The organism is Methylophilus glucosoxydans, assembly GCF_042676145.1.
Lineage (GTDB): Bacteria > Pseudomonadota > Gammaproteobacteria > Burkholderiales > Methylophilaceae > Methylophilus > Methylophilus glucosoxydans.
Window position 1 is genome coordinate 269,079 of record NZ_JBHTJW010000003.1, and the last position, 17,537, is coordinate 286,615.

General features: G+C 51.6%; 14 protein-coding genes. 7 read left to right on the forward strand and 7 right to left on the reverse strand.

Going from position 1 to position 17,537, the window contains the following annotated elements; all coding sequences use genetic code 11:
- Positions 1-17 precede the first annotated feature (17 nt).
- Positions 18-2,633, reverse strand: a complete 2,616-nt coding sequence (gene leuS / locus ACFQ1T_RS13010) for a leucine--tRNA ligase (protein ID WP_379077472.1) — start codon at positions 2,631-2,633, stop codon at positions 18-20.
- 251 nt (positions 2,634-2,884) lie between these two features.
- On the opposite strand from leuS, the gene ACFQ1T_RS13015 reads away from it, so the two are divergent.
- The gene (locus ACFQ1T_RS13015; protein ID WP_379077475.1) at positions 2,885-5,155 is read left to right on the forward strand and encodes a TonB-dependent receptor family protein; all 2,271 of its coding nucleotides are present in this window, start codon (positions 2,885-2,887) and stop codon (positions 5,153-5,155) included.
- 54 nt (positions 5,156-5,209) lie between these two features.
- Here the strand turns inward: ACFQ1T_RS13015 and adk are convergent, their stop codons facing one another.
- From adk to ACFQ1T_RS13040, 5 genes are all read right to left on the reverse strand, one after another.
- Entirely contained in the window at positions 5,210-5,863 is a 654-nt protein-coding gene (adk, locus tag ACFQ1T_RS13020; protein ID WP_194747172.1) for an adenylate kinase, read from the reverse strand.
- Between the two features lie 156 nt (positions 5,864-6,019).
- Positions 6,020-6,799, reverse strand: coding sequence for a 16S rRNA (adenine(1518)-N(6)/adenine(1519)-N(6))-dimethyltransferase RsmA (gene rsmA / locus ACFQ1T_RS13025; protein ID WP_379077479.1), 780 nt, complete (start codon positions 6,797-6,799; stop codon positions 6,020-6,022).
- Positions 6,796-7,794, reverse strand: a complete 999-nt coding sequence (gene pdxA, locus ACFQ1T_RS13030) for a 4-hydroxythreonine-4-phosphate dehydrogenase PdxA (RefSeq protein WP_379077482.1) — start codon at positions 7,792-7,794, stop codon at positions 6,796-6,798. Before pdxA ends, rsmA begins: the two co-directional genes overlap by 4 nt.
- A 36-nt stretch (positions 7,795-7,830) precedes the next feature.
- Entirely contained in the window at positions 7,831-9,150 is a 1,320-nt protein-coding gene (locus ACFQ1T_RS13035) for a peptidylprolyl isomerase (RefSeq protein WP_379077485.1), read from the reverse strand.
- Positions 9,147-11,537 (reverse strand): LPS-assembly protein LptD, encoded by a 2,391-nt coding sequence (locus ACFQ1T_RS13040; protein WP_379077488.1) that lies wholly within the window; start codon positions 11,535-11,537, stop codon positions 9,147-9,149. Before ACFQ1T_RS13040 ends, ACFQ1T_RS13035 begins: the two co-directional genes overlap by 4 nt.
- 198 nt (positions 11,538-11,735) lie before the next feature.
- On the opposite strand from ACFQ1T_RS13040, the gene ACFQ1T_RS13045 reads away from it, so the two are divergent.
- The 3 genes from ACFQ1T_RS13045 to ACFQ1T_RS13055 are packed head-to-tail and all read left to right on the forward strand — an operon-like array spanning position 11,736 to position 13,823.
- Positions 11,736-12,704 (forward strand): aminoglycoside phosphotransferase family protein, encoded by a 969-nt coding sequence (locus tag ACFQ1T_RS13045; protein WP_379077491.1) that lies wholly within the window; start codon positions 11,736-11,738, stop codon positions 12,702-12,704.
- 2 nt (positions 12,705-12,706) lie between these two features.
- Complete coding sequence (gene murU / locus ACFQ1T_RS13050; protein WP_379077694.1) at positions 12,707-13,372, forward strand: N-acetylmuramate alpha-1-phosphate uridylyltransferase MurU; 666 nt, start codon at positions 12,707-12,709, stop codon at positions 13,370-13,372.
- 22 nt (positions 13,373-13,394) lie between these two features.
- On the forward strand, positions 13,395-13,823 hold the full coding sequence (locus tag ACFQ1T_RS13055; RefSeq protein ID WP_194747166.1) for a phosphate-starvation-inducible protein PsiE: 429 nt from the start codon (positions 13,395-13,397) through the stop codon (positions 13,821-13,823).
- A gap of 29 nt (positions 13,824-13,852) precedes the next feature.
- On the opposite strand, the gene ACFQ1T_RS13060 is transcribed toward ACFQ1T_RS13055, so the two are convergent.
- Positions 13,853-14,881, reverse strand: coding sequence for a diguanylate cyclase (locus tag ACFQ1T_RS13060; RefSeq protein WP_379077495.1), 1,029 nt, complete (start codon positions 14,879-14,881; stop codon positions 13,853-13,855).
- Between the two features lie 179 nt (positions 14,882-15,060).
- Between ACFQ1T_RS13060 and ACFQ1T_RS13065 the strand changes: the two genes are divergently transcribed.
- The 3 genes from ACFQ1T_RS13065 to pepP all read left to right on the forward strand — a co-directional run bounded on the left by ACFQ1T_RS13065 (position 15,061) and on the right by pepP (position 17,450).
- Positions 15,061-15,291 carry a DUF3820 family protein gene (locus ACFQ1T_RS13065; RefSeq protein WP_194747164.1) on the forward strand — a complete coding sequence of 77 codons (231 nt, stop codon included), beginning with the start codon at positions 15,061-15,063 and terminating at the stop codon, positions 15,289-15,291.
- Positions 15,278-16,054 carry a DUF2927 domain-containing protein gene (locus ACFQ1T_RS13070; RefSeq protein ID WP_379077499.1) on the forward strand — a complete coding sequence of 259 codons (777 nt, stop codon included), beginning with the start codon at positions 15,278-15,280 and terminating at the stop codon, positions 16,052-16,054. Before ACFQ1T_RS13065 ends, ACFQ1T_RS13070 begins: the two co-directional genes overlap by 14 nt.
- A 97-nt stretch (positions 16,055-16,151) precedes the next feature.
- The gene (pepP, locus tag ACFQ1T_RS13075; protein ID WP_379077502.1) at positions 16,152-17,450 is read left to right on the forward strand and encodes a Xaa-Pro aminopeptidase; all 1,299 of its coding nucleotides are present in this window, start codon (positions 16,152-16,154) and stop codon (positions 17,448-17,450) included.
- Positions 17,451-17,537: the final 87 nt, after the last annotated feature.

The following is a 17,537-nucleotide window of genomic DNA, read 5'->3' on the forward strand; positions in this document are numbered from 1 at the left end:
CTCCTCGAAAGAAAGGGCTAAGCCACCACAATATTAATCAGTTTGTTGGGCACGACGATGATTTTTTTCACGCTGCCTTCATTCAGGAATTTTTGGACGAAGTCCTGATTAACGGCAGTCGCTTCAATCTGCTCTTTGGCCATGCTCTTGGGGATGCTGATGCTGCCACGCAGCTTGCCATTGACCTGCACCACGTATTCCACCTCGTCCTGTACCAGGGCTGAGTTGGCTGGTTCTGGCCATTTGGCAGACAGAATGTCTTCGCCAAGTTTGAGCGATTGCCACATGACTTGCGTGATGTGCGGTGCAATCGGTGATAACAGGCGCAACAGGATGCTGTAGCCTTCAAACGCCACGGCGATCCAGTCTTTTTCTGCCTCTTTTTGCACTTTCTCCAGCGTGTTGAGGATTTTCATGCAGGCAGAGGCCACCGTGTTGAACTGTAGCTTGCCCAGATCGACATTGGCCTGTTTGAGCACGCTGTGCACTTCACGTCTGTGGTTGGCCAGCTCGCCGGTCAGTTTGTTTGGCAGGTCAGCCGGTGTTTGTTGGGACAAGACATGGCCAAAATTCCATACCCGTTTCAAGAAACGGTGTGAGCCTTCCACGCCACTGTCTGACCACTCCAGCGTTTGTTCTGGCGGCGCCGCAAACATCATAAAGAAGCGGGCAGTATCCGCGCCATATTGTTCAATCAGCGATTGCGGGTCGACGCCATTACGCTTGGACTTGGACATGGTGCCTATGCCCTGGTAGTCAATAGCCGAGCCATCTTTGAGCAGCTTGGCACCAGTCACCTTGCCGTTGTTATCGTGTACCAGCTCGACTTCTTCCGGCGCAAAATATTCAATACCGCCTTTAGCCGTGCGGCGCGAGAAGATATGATTCAGCACCATGCCTTGTGTCAGCAGGTTGGCAAATGGCTCATCATAATTGACCAGGCCGAGGTCGCGCATGACCTTGCTCCAGAAGCGGGAGTAGAGCAAGTGCAGAATTGCGTGTTCAATGCCGCCAATATACTGGTCTACCGGCATCCAGTGATTGGTCTGTGCATCCACCATGGCTTCATTGCTAAAGCCTGAGGCATAGCGTGCGTAGTACCAGCTGGAATCGACAAAGGTGTCCATGGTGTCAGTTTCGCGCTTGGCGGGCTGGCCACATTTGGGGCAGGTGCAGTTTAAAAAGTCTTCGCGCTTGTTGAGCGGATTGCCTGAACCATCCGGGACACAATCTTCCGGTAATTTCACCGGCAGCTGGTCGTCGGGCACAGGCACATCGCCACAGCTGTCGCAATGAATGATCGGAATCGGGCAACCCCAGTAGCGCTGACGGGAAACGCCCCAGTCGCGCAGGCGCCAGTTGGTCTGCTTGCCGCCCAGATTTTTTTCTGCCAGATCAGCTGCCACAGCCTCAACTGCTTCTGCGTAGCCCAGATCGTTATATTTGCCAGAGTGGATGCAGACGCTTTTGGTTTTATCACCGTACCACTCTTGCCAGGCTGCCAGGTCAAATTCCTGACCGAGCACGCTGATCACTTGTTTGATCGGCAAATTGTATTTTTTGGCAAAGCCGAAATCACGTTCATCGTGCGCAGGCACGGCCATCACGGCGCCTTCGCCATAGGTCATGAGCACATAGTTGCCTATCCACACCGGCACCTGTTCGCCGGTCATCGGGTGGGTGACGGTCAGGCCGGTGTCCATGCCTTCTTTTTCCATGGTGGCCATGTCGGCTTCCATGACGGAGCCTTGCTTGCATTTGTCGATAAATGCTTGCAGCGCCGGGTTTTGTTGCGCAGCTTGTGTCGCCAGCGGATGCTCGGCTGCCACGGCACAGAAGGTCACGCCCATGATGGTGTCGGCACGGGTGGTGAATACCCACAGTTTGCCGTCATCAATCAATTGGCCGTCATTGTTTTTGATGTCGTGCGTAAACGCAAAACGCACGCCCACGCTCTTGCCTATCCAGTTGGCCTGCATGGTTTTGACACGCTCAGGCCAGCCTGGCAGTTTGTCCAGATCATCCAGCAATTGCTGTGCGTAGCCGGTGATGTTGAGGTAGTAGCCAGGGATTTCGCGTTTTTCTACGATCGCCCCCGTGCGCCAGCCGCGGCCATCAATCACCTGCTCATTGGCGAGCACGGTCTGGTCGACCGGGTCCCAATTCACCACCTGGGTTTTTTTGTAGGCGATGCCTTTTTCCAGCATGCGCAAAAACAGCCACTGGTTCCATTTGTAATAGTCAGGCTGACAGGTGGCCAGCTCGCGGCTCCAGTCGATGGCAAAGCCCAGTGACTTCAACTGCTTGCGCATGTAGGCAATGTTGTCATATGTCCATTGCGCTGGTGGCACGCTATTCTGAATCGCCGCGTTCTCGGCAGGCAAGCCAAACGCATCCCAACCCATGGGTTGCAACACGTTAAAGCCTTTCATATGGTGATAGCGGCTTAATACGTCGCCGATGGTGTAGTTACGCACATGCCCCATATGCAACTTGCCACTTGGGTAGGGGAACATCGACAAGCAATAGTATTTGGGCTTGTGACTGTCTGCCTTGGCCTGGAAACTCAGCTTGCTGTCCCAGTGCTGTTGGGCCTGTTGCTCGACTTCTTTAAATGGATACTGCTGTTGCATGCTGAAATGGGTTTGAAATAAAAAACAAGATTATACCTGACTAAGGTTCTGCTGGATGGTGGGGATGATTTTCCTGAAGCGGAATTTTTAACGCCTGCATATCCACGTAAGTGGTGGTTGATATTAACCAATTCTAAATCGGATTGGTTTTTTTGGACCAGTGATTAAATTGATTTATCATTAATATATAGTCATAAAATAGATTATTTTTATAACAATCATATAGTTAATAATTATCGCGATATGTTGGCATGTTGTTTGCAGCATTGACACACTCTGTTGTCATTTTTGGGGTTACACACATGCAAAAACCAAGAAAAAAACTGATTGTCGTTGCGACGGCATTTTCATTACATGCCTATGCGCTACAGGGGCTGGCAGAAGACCAGTCTCAAGCGAGCAAGTCGGTGGCGCTGGATAAACTCGAAGTCCGTGGCATTTTGCCCGACCGCCTGGACTCCGTGCCGGGGTCATACGATTTAATTGATGAAAAAGCACTGATGGAGCGCCGCCCATTCTCAATTCAGGAAGCGTTGAACAATGTGCCTGGTGTGAATGTCGTTGGGGAGAATACATTTGGTTTGGGCGTGAATATCGGGATTCGGGGATTAAACCCTCGCCGGACTTCACGTACCTTGTTAATGGAAGATGGGATGCCTATCTTTCTGGCGCCTTATGGAGATCCGGCAGCGCATTACACCACACCGCTTGAGCGTGTACAGCGTATTGAAGTTGTAAAGGGGTCCGGCCAGATTCTTTATGGACCACAGACCGTGGGCGGCATGATCAACTTCGTGACTCGGCCTGTGCCAACGGATGGACAAGTGCATGGAAATGTACAGGCGACGTTGGGTAACCATGACTTTAGCAGTCTTTACGGCACGATAGGCGCTGGTGATGAGCGTGGAGGACTGATGATAGATGCCCTACATAAAAAAGGCGATGGCATCCGCAAGCATCATGACTTTGAGATTCAGGAGTATACGGCGAAAGGACAGTTAAACTTGTCGGACCGACATACGTTGATTGCTAAAGCCAGTTATTTCCGCGAGGACTCGCATGTATCAGAAACCGGTTTGGGCCTTGTGGAGTATAACGAAGATAAGTATCAGGCACCTACTGGCAAGAATGATGTGTTTCAGCATGAGCGGACTACCTTTCAATTGCAGCACCTGTTTCAGGTCAATGAGCAGGTGAAATTGAGTACGCAAGCGTATTATGCAAAATCTGAACGGGCATCATTCAGGCAAATCAACAACCCAGGTGAAAATGCGGGTCGATCCCAACTGGAAAGATGTCCAGCAGGCATTGGCGGTAATGGTAACCCTAATCTGGCGTTAGCTGATCAATGCGGCGGGCGTTGGCGGCCACGTGAGTTTGAATATTGGGGGATTGAGCCACGTCTGGATATTCAACACAGCCTATTCGGGATCGAAAGTAATGCAGTATTGGGCTTCAGATATCATAAGGAAGACATCGATCGTAAACAATATCGTGGTGATGACGCCCGTTTCCAACATCTGGGTTTTGCCCAAACGACCTTGCCACGAGAAGATATTAAAATTGAAGTAGAAGCAAAGTCCTATTACGCACAGAATACCTTCTATGTTGGAGACTGGACATTTACGCCCGGTTTGAGACTAGAGGATATCCGGATTAAAACGGATGTGATGCGTGCAGATGGTAACCCCCAAAATAACCCTGAGTCCAAGTTAACGAATAATCAAACTAAGTTATTGCCAGGATTGGGTTTGACCTGGAATGGCTTTGAGAAAACAACTTTATTTGCGGGTGTGCACAAAGGTTTTGCACCACCACGTCCTGACCGTGACCTTTTTGCTGAAAATGGTGCGAATACAGCCGTTGTGAGTAAAACCAAGCCAGAGGAGAGTATTAATTGGGAGTTAGGTTTAAGATCGAGTTTCTTTAAAGGCGTTACATTTGAGAGTACCTTATTCCACACGGTCTTTGATGATATTGTCGTCGCTGGGCCTGTACAGGGCACATTCATTAATGGTGGTCAGTCTGAACAGAATGGTATCGAGTTTGGTGGTCGAATTAATTTTGGGCAGATTTACAACACTTCGCACAACTTCTACATCGCAGGCTCTTACACTAACTTGTTCACTGCTAAATTTAAAAAAACCAATGCAGCAGCTAATATTGTAGACGGTGATCGCTTGCCATATGCCCCTCGGCATCTTGCTTCTTTAAGCTTTGGTTACGAGCATCCGGTTGGTCTTGATGCACGTATCGGGGTGGATTATGTGAGCCGTCAGGAAGAGGATGTGTCCTTCAGAGCCGGCCGTAATAGTGCGAATGTATTGCGAGGGGTGACAGGTGATATTCCATCTTACGCGCTCATTAACGCGACTGTGAATTACAGACCGGTTGGGAGTCGCATGACTTATTTTGCTAGCGCTTATAATCTGGGTGATCGCGAATATCTTGCTAGCCGTGTCGATGGTATGGTGGCAGGACGCCAGCGTCAGGTGTTTGGTGGCATACGTTACGATTTCTAATCGTAACGTCCATAAAAAAAGCCCGCAACTTGCGGGCTTTTTGATTTGAAGAAATTATTTCAATGCTACAAAGATTTCTTCTTTAATGGTATTCAATTCACCCAGGCCATTGACCTTGACGTATTGCGGCGCACCACTGACGCCGGATTTGGCCCAATCAGAATAGTAGCCGATCAGTTGCTCGGTCTGGTTGTGGTAAACCTCAAGACGCTTTAATACCACTTCTTCCTTGTCATCATCGCGTTGTACCAGGTCTTCGCCGGTGACATCATCTTTGCCTTCCACTTTTGGTGGGTTGAATTTGACATGGTAGGTACGACCTGAAGCCGGGTGGCTGCGGCGGCCACTCATGCGCTCAACGATGGCAGCGTCCGGCACATCAATCTCAACCACGTAGTCAATGCCTACGCCGGCCTGTTTCATGGCTTCGGCTTGCGGAATGGTGCGCGGAAAGCCGTCAAACAGGAAACCATTGGCGCAGTCGGCATCTTTAATGCGTTCCTTAACCAGGCCGATAATGACTTCGTCTGGTACCAGGCCGCCTGCATCCATGAATTTTTTGGCTTCAAGACCTAATTGGGTGCCTGCCTTGACTGCTGCGCGCAACATATCGCCGGTGGAAATTTGCGGAATATTGAATTTTTCTTTGATAAAGGTAGCTTGTGTCCCTTTACCGGCACCAGGGGCGCCCAGCAGAATCAAACGCATAACATGCTCCAAAAATGGGTAAGAATAAAAAAACAGAATTATATCAGGCTCTGTTTTAAAGCAGATTTAAAATCAGCTTAAGGCTGCACACAATCGCAAATTGGCTAGCCTCTGCTAAGTGACTATTTTGTTATTAACTTGTTGATATGAATGGTTTTATGATTGATTTTGGCTTGCCAGATAATTGCTGATCGCCACAAACTCGGCCACGCTGAGATTTTCGGCGCGTAACTGCGAATCGATATTCAACGCGCTGAAGCCTGCATCATCCAGCAGTCCTTTCAGCGTGTTGCGCAAGGTTTTGCGGCGCTGGCCAAACGCGGCGGTGACCACTTTGGCAAACAGGGCTTCGTCCGTCGCCGGGAAAGGCAGGCTGGCGTAAGGCACGCAGCGGACAAAGGCAGACTCGACTTTCGGTGCCGGATCAAAGGCTTCGGGCGGCACGGTGACCAGATATTCCATCTGCAAACGGTATTGCAGCATGACCGACAGGCGGCCATATTCAGCGTTGGAGGGGGCGGCGACCATACGCTCGACCACCTCTTTTTGCAGCATAAAGTGCATGTCTATAATCTGCGCCGTGTTCTCGAGCAGCTTGAACAGGATGGGGCTGGAGATGTTATAGGGCAGGTTGCCGACGACGCGGATGCGTTCACCCAGGGTGCCGAAGTCAAACTTGAGCACATCCGAATTATGGATGGTCATTTTTTTCGCCGGATAAAAGCCTTGCATCCATTGAATGATGTCACGGTCGATTTCGACGACGTGCAAGTGGTTCAGCTGTTTGAGCAAAGGCTGTGTCATGGCGCCCAGCCCAGGGCCGATTTCCACCATCAGATCCTCGGCTTGCGGATGAATGGCGTTGATCAGGCTCTGGATGATGCTCTGGTCGATCAGGAAGTTCTGACCAAACTTTTTCTTGGCGATATGTTTCATTTGTGGTGAGTCTTGCGGGTATGCGAAAGTGCAATGGCGAGCTGGATGGCGCTCAGCATGCTGCCGATATCGGCTTGACCGCTGCCCGCAATATCCAGCGCCGTGCCGTGATCGACCGAGGTGCGGATAATGGGCAAGCCCAGCGTCACATTGACACCTTGGCCAAAACTGGCATGTTTGAGCACGGCCAGGCCCTGATCATGGTACATGGCCAGAAACGCATCGGCATGGGCCAGGTTTTTCTGCGAAAACATGGTATCTGCGGGCAGGGCGCCTACCAGTTGCATGCCCTCTGCGCGCAACTGTGTCAGCACCGGGTTAATCGTGTCGATTTCTTCCATGCCCAGATAGCCATCTTCCCCTGCATGCGGGTTCAGTCCGGCGACATAGATGCGTGGTTGCGGGATGCCGAAGGTGTGTACCAGATCATGGTGCAAAATACGCAGCGTGGTGGTGAGCGAGGCTTGCGTAATGGCGGCGCTGACTTGGGTCAGTGGTAAATGGGTGGTCGCCAGAGCCACGCGCATGCCTCCCCCCACCAGCATCATCACTACTTGTGCAGTGCCTGTTTTTTCTGCCAGATATTCGGTGTGGCCAGTAAATGCAATGCCGGCTTCGTTAATGATGCCTTTGTGCACGGGGGCGGTCACCATGGCATCAAATTCCCCGGTCTGGCAACCTGCCAGCGCGCGGTCCAGCATCTCTAGTACGGTGCGGCCATTCCGGGGATCCAGTTTGCCTGCTACGACGGGGGCGGCCGTTGGGATGGGCAGCACGGTCAGCGTGCCATCGCCTGCGTGGGAGTGAAGTGGCCGGACGTCCGTGTGTATGGTGAGTGGCATGCCCAGTTGCGCAGCGCGTGCCTGTAAAGCTTGCGGATCAGCCAGTACCACAATCTCTGCTGGCAGGGCGGTATGCGCCAGCTTGACGCAAACATCCAGGCCGATGCCTGCAGGCTCGCCAGACGTAATGGCAATTTTGGGCAAAGCGTTCATGGATGGTGCAGATGCGCCGGTTTCAGTGCGCTGCACTTAAAACTTGTCTTCCAGCCGCATTTCGACAAACGCCTTGTCGCGCAACTCATGAACCCAGTCGTTGTAAGCTTCTTCAGCCTTGCGTGCACGGATTTCCTGACGCGCTTTCAAGCGTTTGGATTCTTTGGACATGTCCTGTTTACGGCGCTCCAGCACCTGGATCAAATGCCAGCCAAACTGGCTACGGACAGGGGCGCTGACTTCGTTGATGGCCAATTCTGCCATGGTTTTTTCAAATACCGGCACGGTGTCACCCGGGCTGATCCAACCTAAATCGCCACCGTTGGAGGCGCTGCCATCGTCCGAATACTGGCGTGCCATGTCCTGGAATGGTGTACCGTGGTCTATACGCTCTTTAATGCCTTCTATTTTCTGTCTTGCTTCCTTGTCCGACAACACCTCGTTCGGTTTGAGCAGAATATGGCGGACATGGGTCTGGTCAACAATCAGCGTACTGGCGCCCGCACGTCTTTCATTGAGTTTTAGAATGTGCACCCCGCTTGCACTGCGGATTGGGCGAGAGATACCGCCTGGCTGCATGGTTTTAACCAGTTCAAGAAACTGGGCAGGCATCTGCTGACCACTGCGCCAGCCCAAGCCGCCGCCGTCCAGCGCATTTGGTGCATCGGAAAAGTTGGCCGAGGCTTTTTCAAAACTCATGCCGTCCGCCAGCGCTTTCATGATTTGTTCGGTACGTGCTTTGGCTTTTTGAATGTCGTCTGGGCCGCTGTCTTCGGGCAGGCGAATCAAAATCTGCGAGATGTTAAATTCATCCAGTTCGCCTTCTTTTTCCTGTGTCGTCAGGTAGTTATCAATTTCCGCTTCAGAAATATTTACTTTGTTATCAACATCGCGCTCGCGCAGACGGGCGATGATGATGTCATTGCGGATATCTTCACGGAATTTGTAAAAGTTGGTGCCATCTTCTTCGAGCGCTTTTTTAAACGCAGGCAAGGTGAGGTTGTTTTGTTCGGCAATCCGGTCTATGGTTTTGTCCAACTGCGCATCATCCACCTTGATGCCGGTTTGCGCTGCGAGTTGCAATTGCAGGCTATCGACAATCAGCCGCTCCAAAATCTGTTTCTGCAACGCTTCATCGGGCGGCAGGTCAGCGCCTTTTTTGAGCATTTGTGCTTTCACATATTCCATACGGTTCAGCATTTCACGCTCGGTAATCACGGATTGATCGACCACGGCAATAATGCGGTCCATTTTTTCAATCGGTTTTTTTTCTGCCGCGAATAAGGCTGCAGACTGTCCTGTGATGAGCAAAGCGGTACTCAACGTGAGGATTAAATTCAGTATATGTTTCATCATTGCGCGTTCTGGTCTCTGTAAATTGCCGGGATATCATAAGTGCGCATATAAGTTGGGATATTGCGCTTGATCACATTCAGCGGGTTGGCACCAATAGAGGTCAGCCCACCGAGTTCGAGTTGAAAAAACATGCCGTAGTTCGCATTGGCTGTGGCTGTTTGTACACGCTGCATAACAGCACGTGCCTGCCAGCAGCCTGCATCATACTCAAGTCCGCCCAAAAACTGTACTGCGTTGTCGTCACGGATTGAGTAGTTCAAGCGGCTGATGCCGTACCAGCCCGAGCCTAATGGCCACTGGGCAGAGGTATCAATCTGTTCGAGGACATTCGCAGTATAGCGATAGCCGAAAGTAAACGATTTACCTGGTTCCGGGTTATAACGCAACAAGTAATTGTTGCGCTGCATATTGCTTCTTTCTGTATCGTATTGCCAGAAAGTATCCAGATTCAAGCGACTGGAGAGCCTTGCCGTGAAGCCAGCCAGAATGTCCGAGGATTTGCTGATACTGGTGGTGGTATTGGGTAGTGTGACTTTCTGGTCTTCAAAATAATAGCGCTGCGCCAGCGTACCACTCAGGCGCTCAATGCCGGTTTCACTGTCAATCAGACGGCTGGTCAGGGCCAGCGTCATCTGGTTGGCATTATTGACACGGTCATCGCCACTAAACTGATTTTCATAAAAAATCGAGTTCTGGTTCAAGGTGTTGAGCGAGGTGTCAAAAATCGGAAGCTTGCTCTGGTCTTTATAAGGGATATACACATAGTATGCCCGTGGTTCCAGCGTATGCGTATACGTGGTATCAAACAAGCTGGTCTGACGGTCAAAATACAGACCGGAATCCACGCTCGCGATAGGCAGCGTACGATTCAACTGATTGTATTCTTGCGAATATCCTACCGGCGTATTGTTGCTCAAACTGTATTGCGTACTTTGCACACCAATTTTTGGCGTCACATAAGCGTAAGAGTTTTTCATCGGGTATGAAATCGAAGGGTAGACACTCATGCGACTGCCGCTAGGCTTGTCTACCATGCCATCCATGGTTTGAAAGTTAACGTATTGCGCTCCTGTCTGAACATGGAAACCTTTAAAATCATCGTTGTAGGTTAACGTAAGCTGAGGTAATCGCTGATAAACAAAAGAAACGTTATCCAGGTTTTGGTAGCGCTGAAGGATGCCGTTAAAGGTGACGTGCTCGCTGTTGTAATTGGCAAACACGGCTTGTTGCAAGTTCACGCGAGAAGTGACCTGAATCCGGGTCGCCAGGTCTGAAAAGTAAGTATCATCAGAAACCTTTTCAAAGCTGTAGCCGCCAGACCAGTGACTGCCAAAGCTTTGTAAATGCGTGAGCTTGGCGTAGTAACGGGTTTGCCCCGTCATGTTGTCTTTATCCAGATACTCCAGGTTGTTGATGCCGGAATAGGTTTCGCCCAGATAACGGAACTCTCCTTGCAGTTGCAGGCCGCGCTTGCTGAAGTAGTTGGTGGATACCGTGGCATCCATATCCGGGCTGATATTGATATAGTAAGGCGTTAAAAGCTGAAAACCGCTCCGTGAGGTCGAGCCCCACAAGGGTGCCAGAAAGCCGCTTTTACGTTGGTTGTTATACGAAAAGCTCATCCAGGGCGTGTAGAGGATAGGCACCCCTTTAAATTCCACATAGGCATTGGTTGCCACGCCGGTTCTGGAGTAATCGTTCAGCTCCAGGCTATTTGTCTTGATATACCAGTCATCCACATCCGCTGCACAAGAGGTGTAGCTAGCGCCTTTCAGGCGCTTGATGTTCTGGCCTTCAAACAGTACCTGTTTGGCGGTGGCGCGAATGTTGTCAAATGCGTTGCTTTTGGTGCTGGCCTGGGTGCTGTAAGACTGATTGTCTTCCAGATATCTTTTCGGGTCACTGAGTAAAATTGCCTGATCATTCAGCAAGGGACTACCGTCCTCATCGTTGGGCGGTGGCGGGCTACTTTTGAATTCAATGGATACATCACGCATTTCACCGATGTTTTCGCTCAGGCGCATGCGCAACATGGGGCCGGTGATTTTGGTTTGACCGGCGGTAATCACCGCATTGCCTTCGACTTGCAATTCATCGTTCTGGATATCGTAGCGAATATCATCGCCCGTGACCTGTTGCCCGTCTTTGCGCATCACAGCGTTGCCCGTCGCACGCATTTGACGGTCCATGCGCAGTTGCAGGGTGTCGCCTTCAATCTCAATCGCACCTGGCAAGGTGACCGCCTCTGCCAGCTGAATTTTTTCAGGGGCAGCCTCTTCCTCAGCGCGCAAGTGCTCAGGCGAGAGTGTGCCTATGGCCAGCAATGCCAGAATCAGGCGGATCCCGCGCTCCTGAAAAGTAGATGAGTGAACGTGCAAGTTATTCAAAGAGTGATCGTTTCGGTCAGGCCTGCCGTTGGCAGCGCAATTATTGCGGCGAATTTTGGGATGTTAGCCCGATGCCTTGTTTCAATTGCGCTATATTATTCATGAAAACGCTTAAAAAGTCATTTTTCCCTTAAAATGGCTGCCGCATTTTCATCGCAGCGGCCACCAGACAGGCCTATTCAAGATTTGGGATATTTTGTGGATAGAACACAGCACCTTCAGCAATGGCTGACAGACGTACTTCAGCAACCCTTTACGCTCAGCACGGCTTCTGCCGATGCCAGTTTCCGTCGCTATTTCCGCGTGCATCTGGCCGCAGAAACCCTGATTGCCATGGATGCGCCACCGCCCCAGGAGGATTGCCGTCCTTTTGTCCGCGTGGCCAAGCAGTTACTGGCCGCAGGGTTGAATGTGCCCAAGATTCTCGCGCAAGACCTGGAACAAGGGTTTTTGCTGCTCAGTGATCTGGGCAATGACACCTATTTGTCGCAGCTCAATGCCGGCAATGCCAAAGCCTTATATGCTGATGCATGCCAGGCCTTGATCAAGATGCAACTGGCGACCCAGCCCGCCGCTTTGCCGCCTTATGACAGTGCGTTGCTCATGCGTGAGTTACAGTTGTTCCCCGAATGGTATGTGGGCAAGCATTTGGGCAAAACGCTGACCCCGGAGCAGCAAGCGGTGATGGACAAGACATTTGCCTTGCTGGTCGACAATATTTTGCAGCAGCCACAAGTGACCGTGCATAGAGACTATCACTCGCGCAACTTGATGGTTACCGCCGAGCATAATCCCGGCGTGCTTGATTTTCAGGATGCCGTGATCGGGGCGATTACTTATGACCTGGTTTCGCTGTTCAAGGATGCCTATATCCACTGGGATGAAGAAATCATGATGGATTGGGTGGTCCGTTATTGGCAGTCTGCCAAGCAGGCGGGATTGCCCGTGAATACTGATTTTGGTGAGTTTTATCGTGATTTTGAATGGATGGGCGCTCAGCGGCATATCAAGGTGCTGGGGATTTTTGCGCGGCTGTATCACCGGGATGGCAAGGCGGGCTATCTCAAGGATATGCCGCTGGTGATGCAATATCTGCAAGCCGCTTGCGAGCGCTATGTCGAGTTGCGTCCTTTCTTCAAGTTGCTGAAGACGCTAGAGGCGGCATGACGATGCGCGCCATGATTCTGGCCGCTGGTCGCGGTGAGCGCATGCGGCCGCTGACCGACCACACGCCCAAACCCTTGCTGGCAGTGGGCGGCAAGCCCTTGATCGTCTGGCATATTGAGCGCCTGGCGCAAGCAGGAATCACTGAGATTGTCATTAATCATGCGCATCTGGGGGCGCAGATTGAAGCCGCGCTGGGCGATGGTGACCGCTGGCAGGTGAGCATCAGTTACAGTGCAGAAAGTTCGGCGCTGGAAACTGCGGGGGGGATCGCCTATGCCTTGCCACTATTGGGGACGCAACCATTTCTGGTGGTGAATGGCGATGTCTATACCGATATTGATTATGCACACCTGGCGCTCCCCGCCGGTAAACTGGCACATCTGGTCATGGTGGATAATCCGCCACAACATCCGGCCGGGGATTTTGGCCTGGTCAATGGCCTGCTGCAAGAAGACGCCAGCCATAAGCTGACGTTCTCAGGTGTGGGGGTTTATCATCCAGACTTGTTTGTAACGGTGACGCGCGGGCAGCCAGCCAAACTGGCGCCGTTATTAAAAGCCGCCATGCGGCAGCAACAAGTCAGCGGGCAGCATCATGCCGGGGTCTGGCATGACATTGGGACGCCGGAACGATTAAAACAACTGGATGAATGGTTAAGCAGATCATAACAAGCAGCAAAAAGGGAGCATCATGAAACCACCGTACGAGCATAAAACAGACAAGCTGGCGCATCAGGCCTTGATGTGGATAGAACGTTTAGGATTGGGGCTAGTGACACTGGCCACCTTTTTTTCACTGGCGCATGAACTGTCGCGCATGTGGAATGCAGGCATGGTCGGCTTGGGCGATTTGTTGCAGTTGTTCCTGTATCTGGAAGTCTTTTCCATGATCAACAGTTATTTTGGCTCTGGCAAACTGCCGATGCGCTACCCGATTTATATTGCCATGGTGGCCCTGGCGCGGTATTTGTTGCTGGATATGAAAGAAATGACAGAGACGCATATGCTGGCGGTGTCTGCCGCGATTCTGATTCTGGCCGTTTCGGTCTTGGTGATGCGTTTTGGCCATGCCCGCTATCCCTATGAGGATATTCCCCAGCAAAAACGGGATTTGTTGTAAGTGGCCGCTGAGGTCCTCAGCGGCACGGCTTAGGCAGCAACAAGGGCTTCGCTGGACAGGGTGACACGGTTGCGGCCATTGGCTTTGGCCGTATACAGGGCCTGATCGGCACGGCTGAACAGGCCCTCTGGCTGTTCTCCAGGTTGGTAGGCGGCTACGCCCAATGAGATGGTGATGTTGGAAATCATATGCTGCGTGATGGTGTTTTTGATATTGATCGCTGCAACTTTATGACGGATTTGCTCGGCGATTTCACGCGCGGTTTCCAGCTGCGTATTCGGTAGCAGCAACACAAACTCTTCACAGCCATAGCGCGCCGCCGTGTAGCTGTTGCCGGCAACGGTTTTAAAAATGCTGGCAACTGCCTGGATCACCTTGTCGCCAAACAAGTGGCCATAGCTGTCATTCACCTTTTTGAAGTAATCAATATCCGCAATAATCAGGCTGGTATCGACGATGTGCTGTTGCAGGCAATCGTGCAGCGCCACGTCAAAGCTTTTGCGGTTCATGAGGCCAGTCAGCCCGTCTTGCAAGGCTTCTTGTCTGGCCTTGATCATTTCGTTTTTGAGCGCGTCCACCTCTTCCAGGCTTGAGCTCAATTTGCCTTGCAAATGGTTGAGGCTATTGGTCATCATCAGCGTTTCTGACAGCAATGAGTCCAGTTGCAAAGCCAGTTGCGGTTCCTGTTGCTGGATCTCGTTAGACCAGGCATCCAGGGTTTTAGTGTATTCGCTTGTTTGCAGCCCGGTTTTTTCGGTCGAGCTGCGCATTTCGGTGACGACTTGGCTGAAACGTTCTACCAGTTTTTTTGCATGATCGGTATCAATGCCGGCAATATGCTTGTTAAAGACATGGGCCGTGCTTTTTTCATTCAGTTTTTTTTCTTTTTCAATCAGTGCGTTGACCTCATCAATCAGGCGCGCGTGTTCGCCGGACGAGTATTCATACCAGACCGCATAGCTGACTGGATGAAAGGCGGCATCCTGCATCGACATATGGTGGATGGCTTGCCGCAGGTGCTCTGCACTTTTTTCTTTGGTGACTTCGTATTGCATCATGGTTTTCCGCGATGTTCAGTTCAACACTAGGTATTCTTTATTTGTGATTAGGGCATACTGGATAACATATCGGCAGCTGCACAGAATTCTTGAGGCCAGGCCCTTTGCCTGCGAGGGCCGACAGTTTTTTTAGTAGAATAGCCACGATGATTCCAAGTTGATCCCGCATCAAGTAGCCCATGAAAAACGAAGATTTATTACAACTGGTCAGCGTCAAAATGCCTTATGGCAAGTATCAGGGACGCTTGATTGCCGATTTGCCCGGCCACTATTTAAACTGGTTTGCCCGTGAAGGCTTTCCACGCGGTGAGTTGGGGCGGTTGCTGCAATTGATGCAAGAGATCGACCACAATGGTTTGTCGCCATTACTCAACCCCTTACGCGAAACGCACAGGCATGACGATATTTAAAGGGATTGTTTTGCTGATTGCGCTATTGTCTGTGCAGGCCACCAAAGCCGAAGAGGCTTGGCAGTCGCCGGCGTACCTGCAGCTTGCCTTTGCTGAAGTCGCATTACACAACGAATACCGGCCAGGGGAGTTTGGGGTTCGCAAGTGGTTAAAGCCGGTCAAGGTATGGTTGGTTCACCATGCCGACGAACAGGAAAAGCATACAACACTGACGCGCTACCACCTTCAGCATCTGGCGCAAATTACCGGGCATGCTGTGGGTTTTGCCAGCAGTACGGCTGACGCCAATATGATTGTGATTTTTAGCGAGGCGGCACAATGGCAGCAGGATTTGAGAGCGGTGAGTGGCAATCCAAACATGCAGCCGCCTGACGATGCGGTCTGTATGTTTGGGTCTACCACCGATGCCGGGCAGGCGCTCAAGCGAGCCTGGGTGGTGATTCCCGTGGATCATGCGCAAGCGCACCGGTCACTGGTCTCGTGCATCGTCGAAGAAATCACCCAGGCCATGGGCTTGCCCAATGATTCCGAGCGCGTGTTTCCTTCGGTTTTTAACGATAAAACGCCCGAGGCCTTGCTGACGGGTCTAGATGCCTTGTTGCTCAAAATGCTGTATTTACCCGCCATCAAGCCCGGCATGCATGCCGCCCAGGTGCGACCCATCCTGGCACGTCAACTGCAACAATGGCAACAAGATGGCACCATAGAACAAGCTGAGCAATCGGTCAGGCGATCACCACTGTATGAGATGATGGGATTTTGATTGTGGGTGCCTGGCAGGCAGGGGGGAACCAATCCAGCAATCGCCGACCAAATACGCTACAATGCCCAACCATCCAGGATTTGCTTTGAGTGTTTCCATGCAAGAGTTTTCTCGCCGCCGCCAGCAGTTGATCAACCACATGCAGGCCGGTATTGCGATCATTCCTACCGCGCCCGAAGTGACACGCAACCGCGACAGTCACTATCCCTATCGCTTTGACAGCTATTTTTATTACCTGACCGGCTTTAAAGAGCCGGAAGCGGTGTTGGTGCTGATGGCCGGACCTCAGCCCAAAAGTATTTTGTTTTGCCGTGACAAAGACCTGGATCGCGAAATCTGGGATGGTTTTCGCTATGGCCCTGAAGCTGCCAAAACAGTGTTTGGCTTTGATGAGGCTTACTCGATCACGCAGCTGGACACCGAACTACCCAAACTGATGGCGAATCAGCCTGCCTTACATTTCAGCCTGGGCGCAGACAGCGCCTGGGACAGCAAAGTCACTGCTTGGTTGAATGCGGTCAAAGCACAAACCCGCTCTGGCATGCAAGCACCCGCCCAACTGCTTGATGTGCGTCAAGCGCTGGATGCCATGCGTCTGCTTAAATCGCCCGAGGAGATGGACGTCATGCGCCGGTCAGCACAGATTGCTGCCACCGCGCATAACCGTGCCATGCAGCACACCCGTCCCGGGCAATGGGAGTATGAGGTCGAAGCGGAGTTTTTACACACGTTTTATCGCCATGGTGCGCAAGCGCCTGCTTATACCAGCATTGTGGCCGGTGGCGCCAATGCCTGCACCCTGCATTACAACTTTAACAATGCCCAGCTTAAAGACGGGGATTTGCTGTTGATTGATGCTGGCTGTGAACTGGATGGTTATGCCTCGGACATCACGCGCACCTTCCCGGTCAATGGCCGCTTCAGTGGCCCACAAAAGGACTTGTATGAATTAGTGCTGGCAGCCCAGGCAGCCGCCTTGGGTAAAGTGAATACGCAGCAGCACTGGAATGCGCCGCATGAAGCTGCGCTCGAAGTGTTGGTGGATGGCTTCATTCACTATGGCTTGTGTCAGGGCAGCCGCGACGCGGTGCTCGAAACTGGTAGCTACCGCCAGTTTTACATGCACCGCACCGGGCACTGGCTGGGCCTGGATGTGCACGATGCCGGCGAGTACAAAACAGCCGACGGTGCGTGGGTCATGCTACAGCCTGGCCATGTGTTGACCGTAGAGCCAGGGTGCTATGTGCGTCCTGCAGACAATGTGCCGCCACATTTCTGGAATATCGGTATCCGTATCGAGGATGATGTGCTGGTCACCGAGCATGGCCATGAAGTGTTGACGGCCGCTGCGGTCAAAACCGTCGCTGATATCGAAACGCTGATGGCGCAACGCTGATCTTTTGCAACGGACGTCGGCTAGGTCTAAAAGACTGTTCTAAAAAATGTATTTTTTGAGTGTATTTTTGTCATACAAATGGATGCA

Bases quoted from the DNA above. Each gene is read 5' to 3' on its own strand.
- leuS (WP_379077472.1), bottom strand. From the start codon at position 2,633: ATGCAACAGCAGTATCCATTTAAAGAAGTCGAGCAACAGGCCCAACAG.
- pepP (WP_379077502.1), top strand. From the start codon at position 16,152: ATGCAAGAGTTTTCTCGCCGCCGCCAGCAGTTGATCAACCACATGCAG.
- ACFQ1T_RS13035 (WP_379077485.1), bottom strand. From the start codon at position 9,150: ATGATGAAACATATACTGAATTTAATCCTCACGTTGAGTACCGCTTTG.
- adk (WP_194747172.1), bottom strand. From the start codon at position 5,863: ATGCGTTTGATTCTGCTGGGCGCCCCTGGTGCCGGTAAAGGGACACAA.
- pdxA (WP_379077482.1), bottom strand. From the start codon at position 7,794: ATGAACGCTTTGCCCAAAATTGCCATTACGTCTGGCGAGCCTGCAGGC.
- murU (WP_379077694.1), top strand. From the start codon at position 12,707: ATGCGCGCCATGATTCTGGCCGCTGGTCGCGGTGAGCGCATGCGGCCG.
- ACFQ1T_RS13065 (WP_194747164.1), top strand. From the start codon at position 15,061: ATGAAAAACGAAGATTTATTACAACTGGTCAGCGTCAAAATGCCTTAT.
- ACFQ1T_RS13070 (WP_379077499.1), top strand. From the start codon at position 15,278: ATGACGATATTTAAAGGGATTGTTTTGCTGATTGCGCTATTGTCTGTG.
- ACFQ1T_RS13015 (WP_379077475.1), top strand. From the start codon at position 2,885: ATGTTGTTTGCAGCATTGACACACTCTGTTGTCATTTTTGGGGTTACA.
- ACFQ1T_RS13060 (WP_379077495.1), bottom strand. From the start codon at position 14,881: ATGATGCAATACGAAGTCACCAAAGAAAAAAGTGCAGAGCACCTGCGG.
- ACFQ1T_RS13055 (WP_194747166.1), top strand. From the start codon at position 13,395: ATGAAACCACCGTACGAGCATAAAACAGACAAGCTGGCGCATCAGGCC.
- rsmA (WP_379077479.1), bottom strand. From the start codon at position 6,799: ATGAAACATATCGCCAAGAAAAAGTTTGGTCAGAACTTCCTGATCGAC.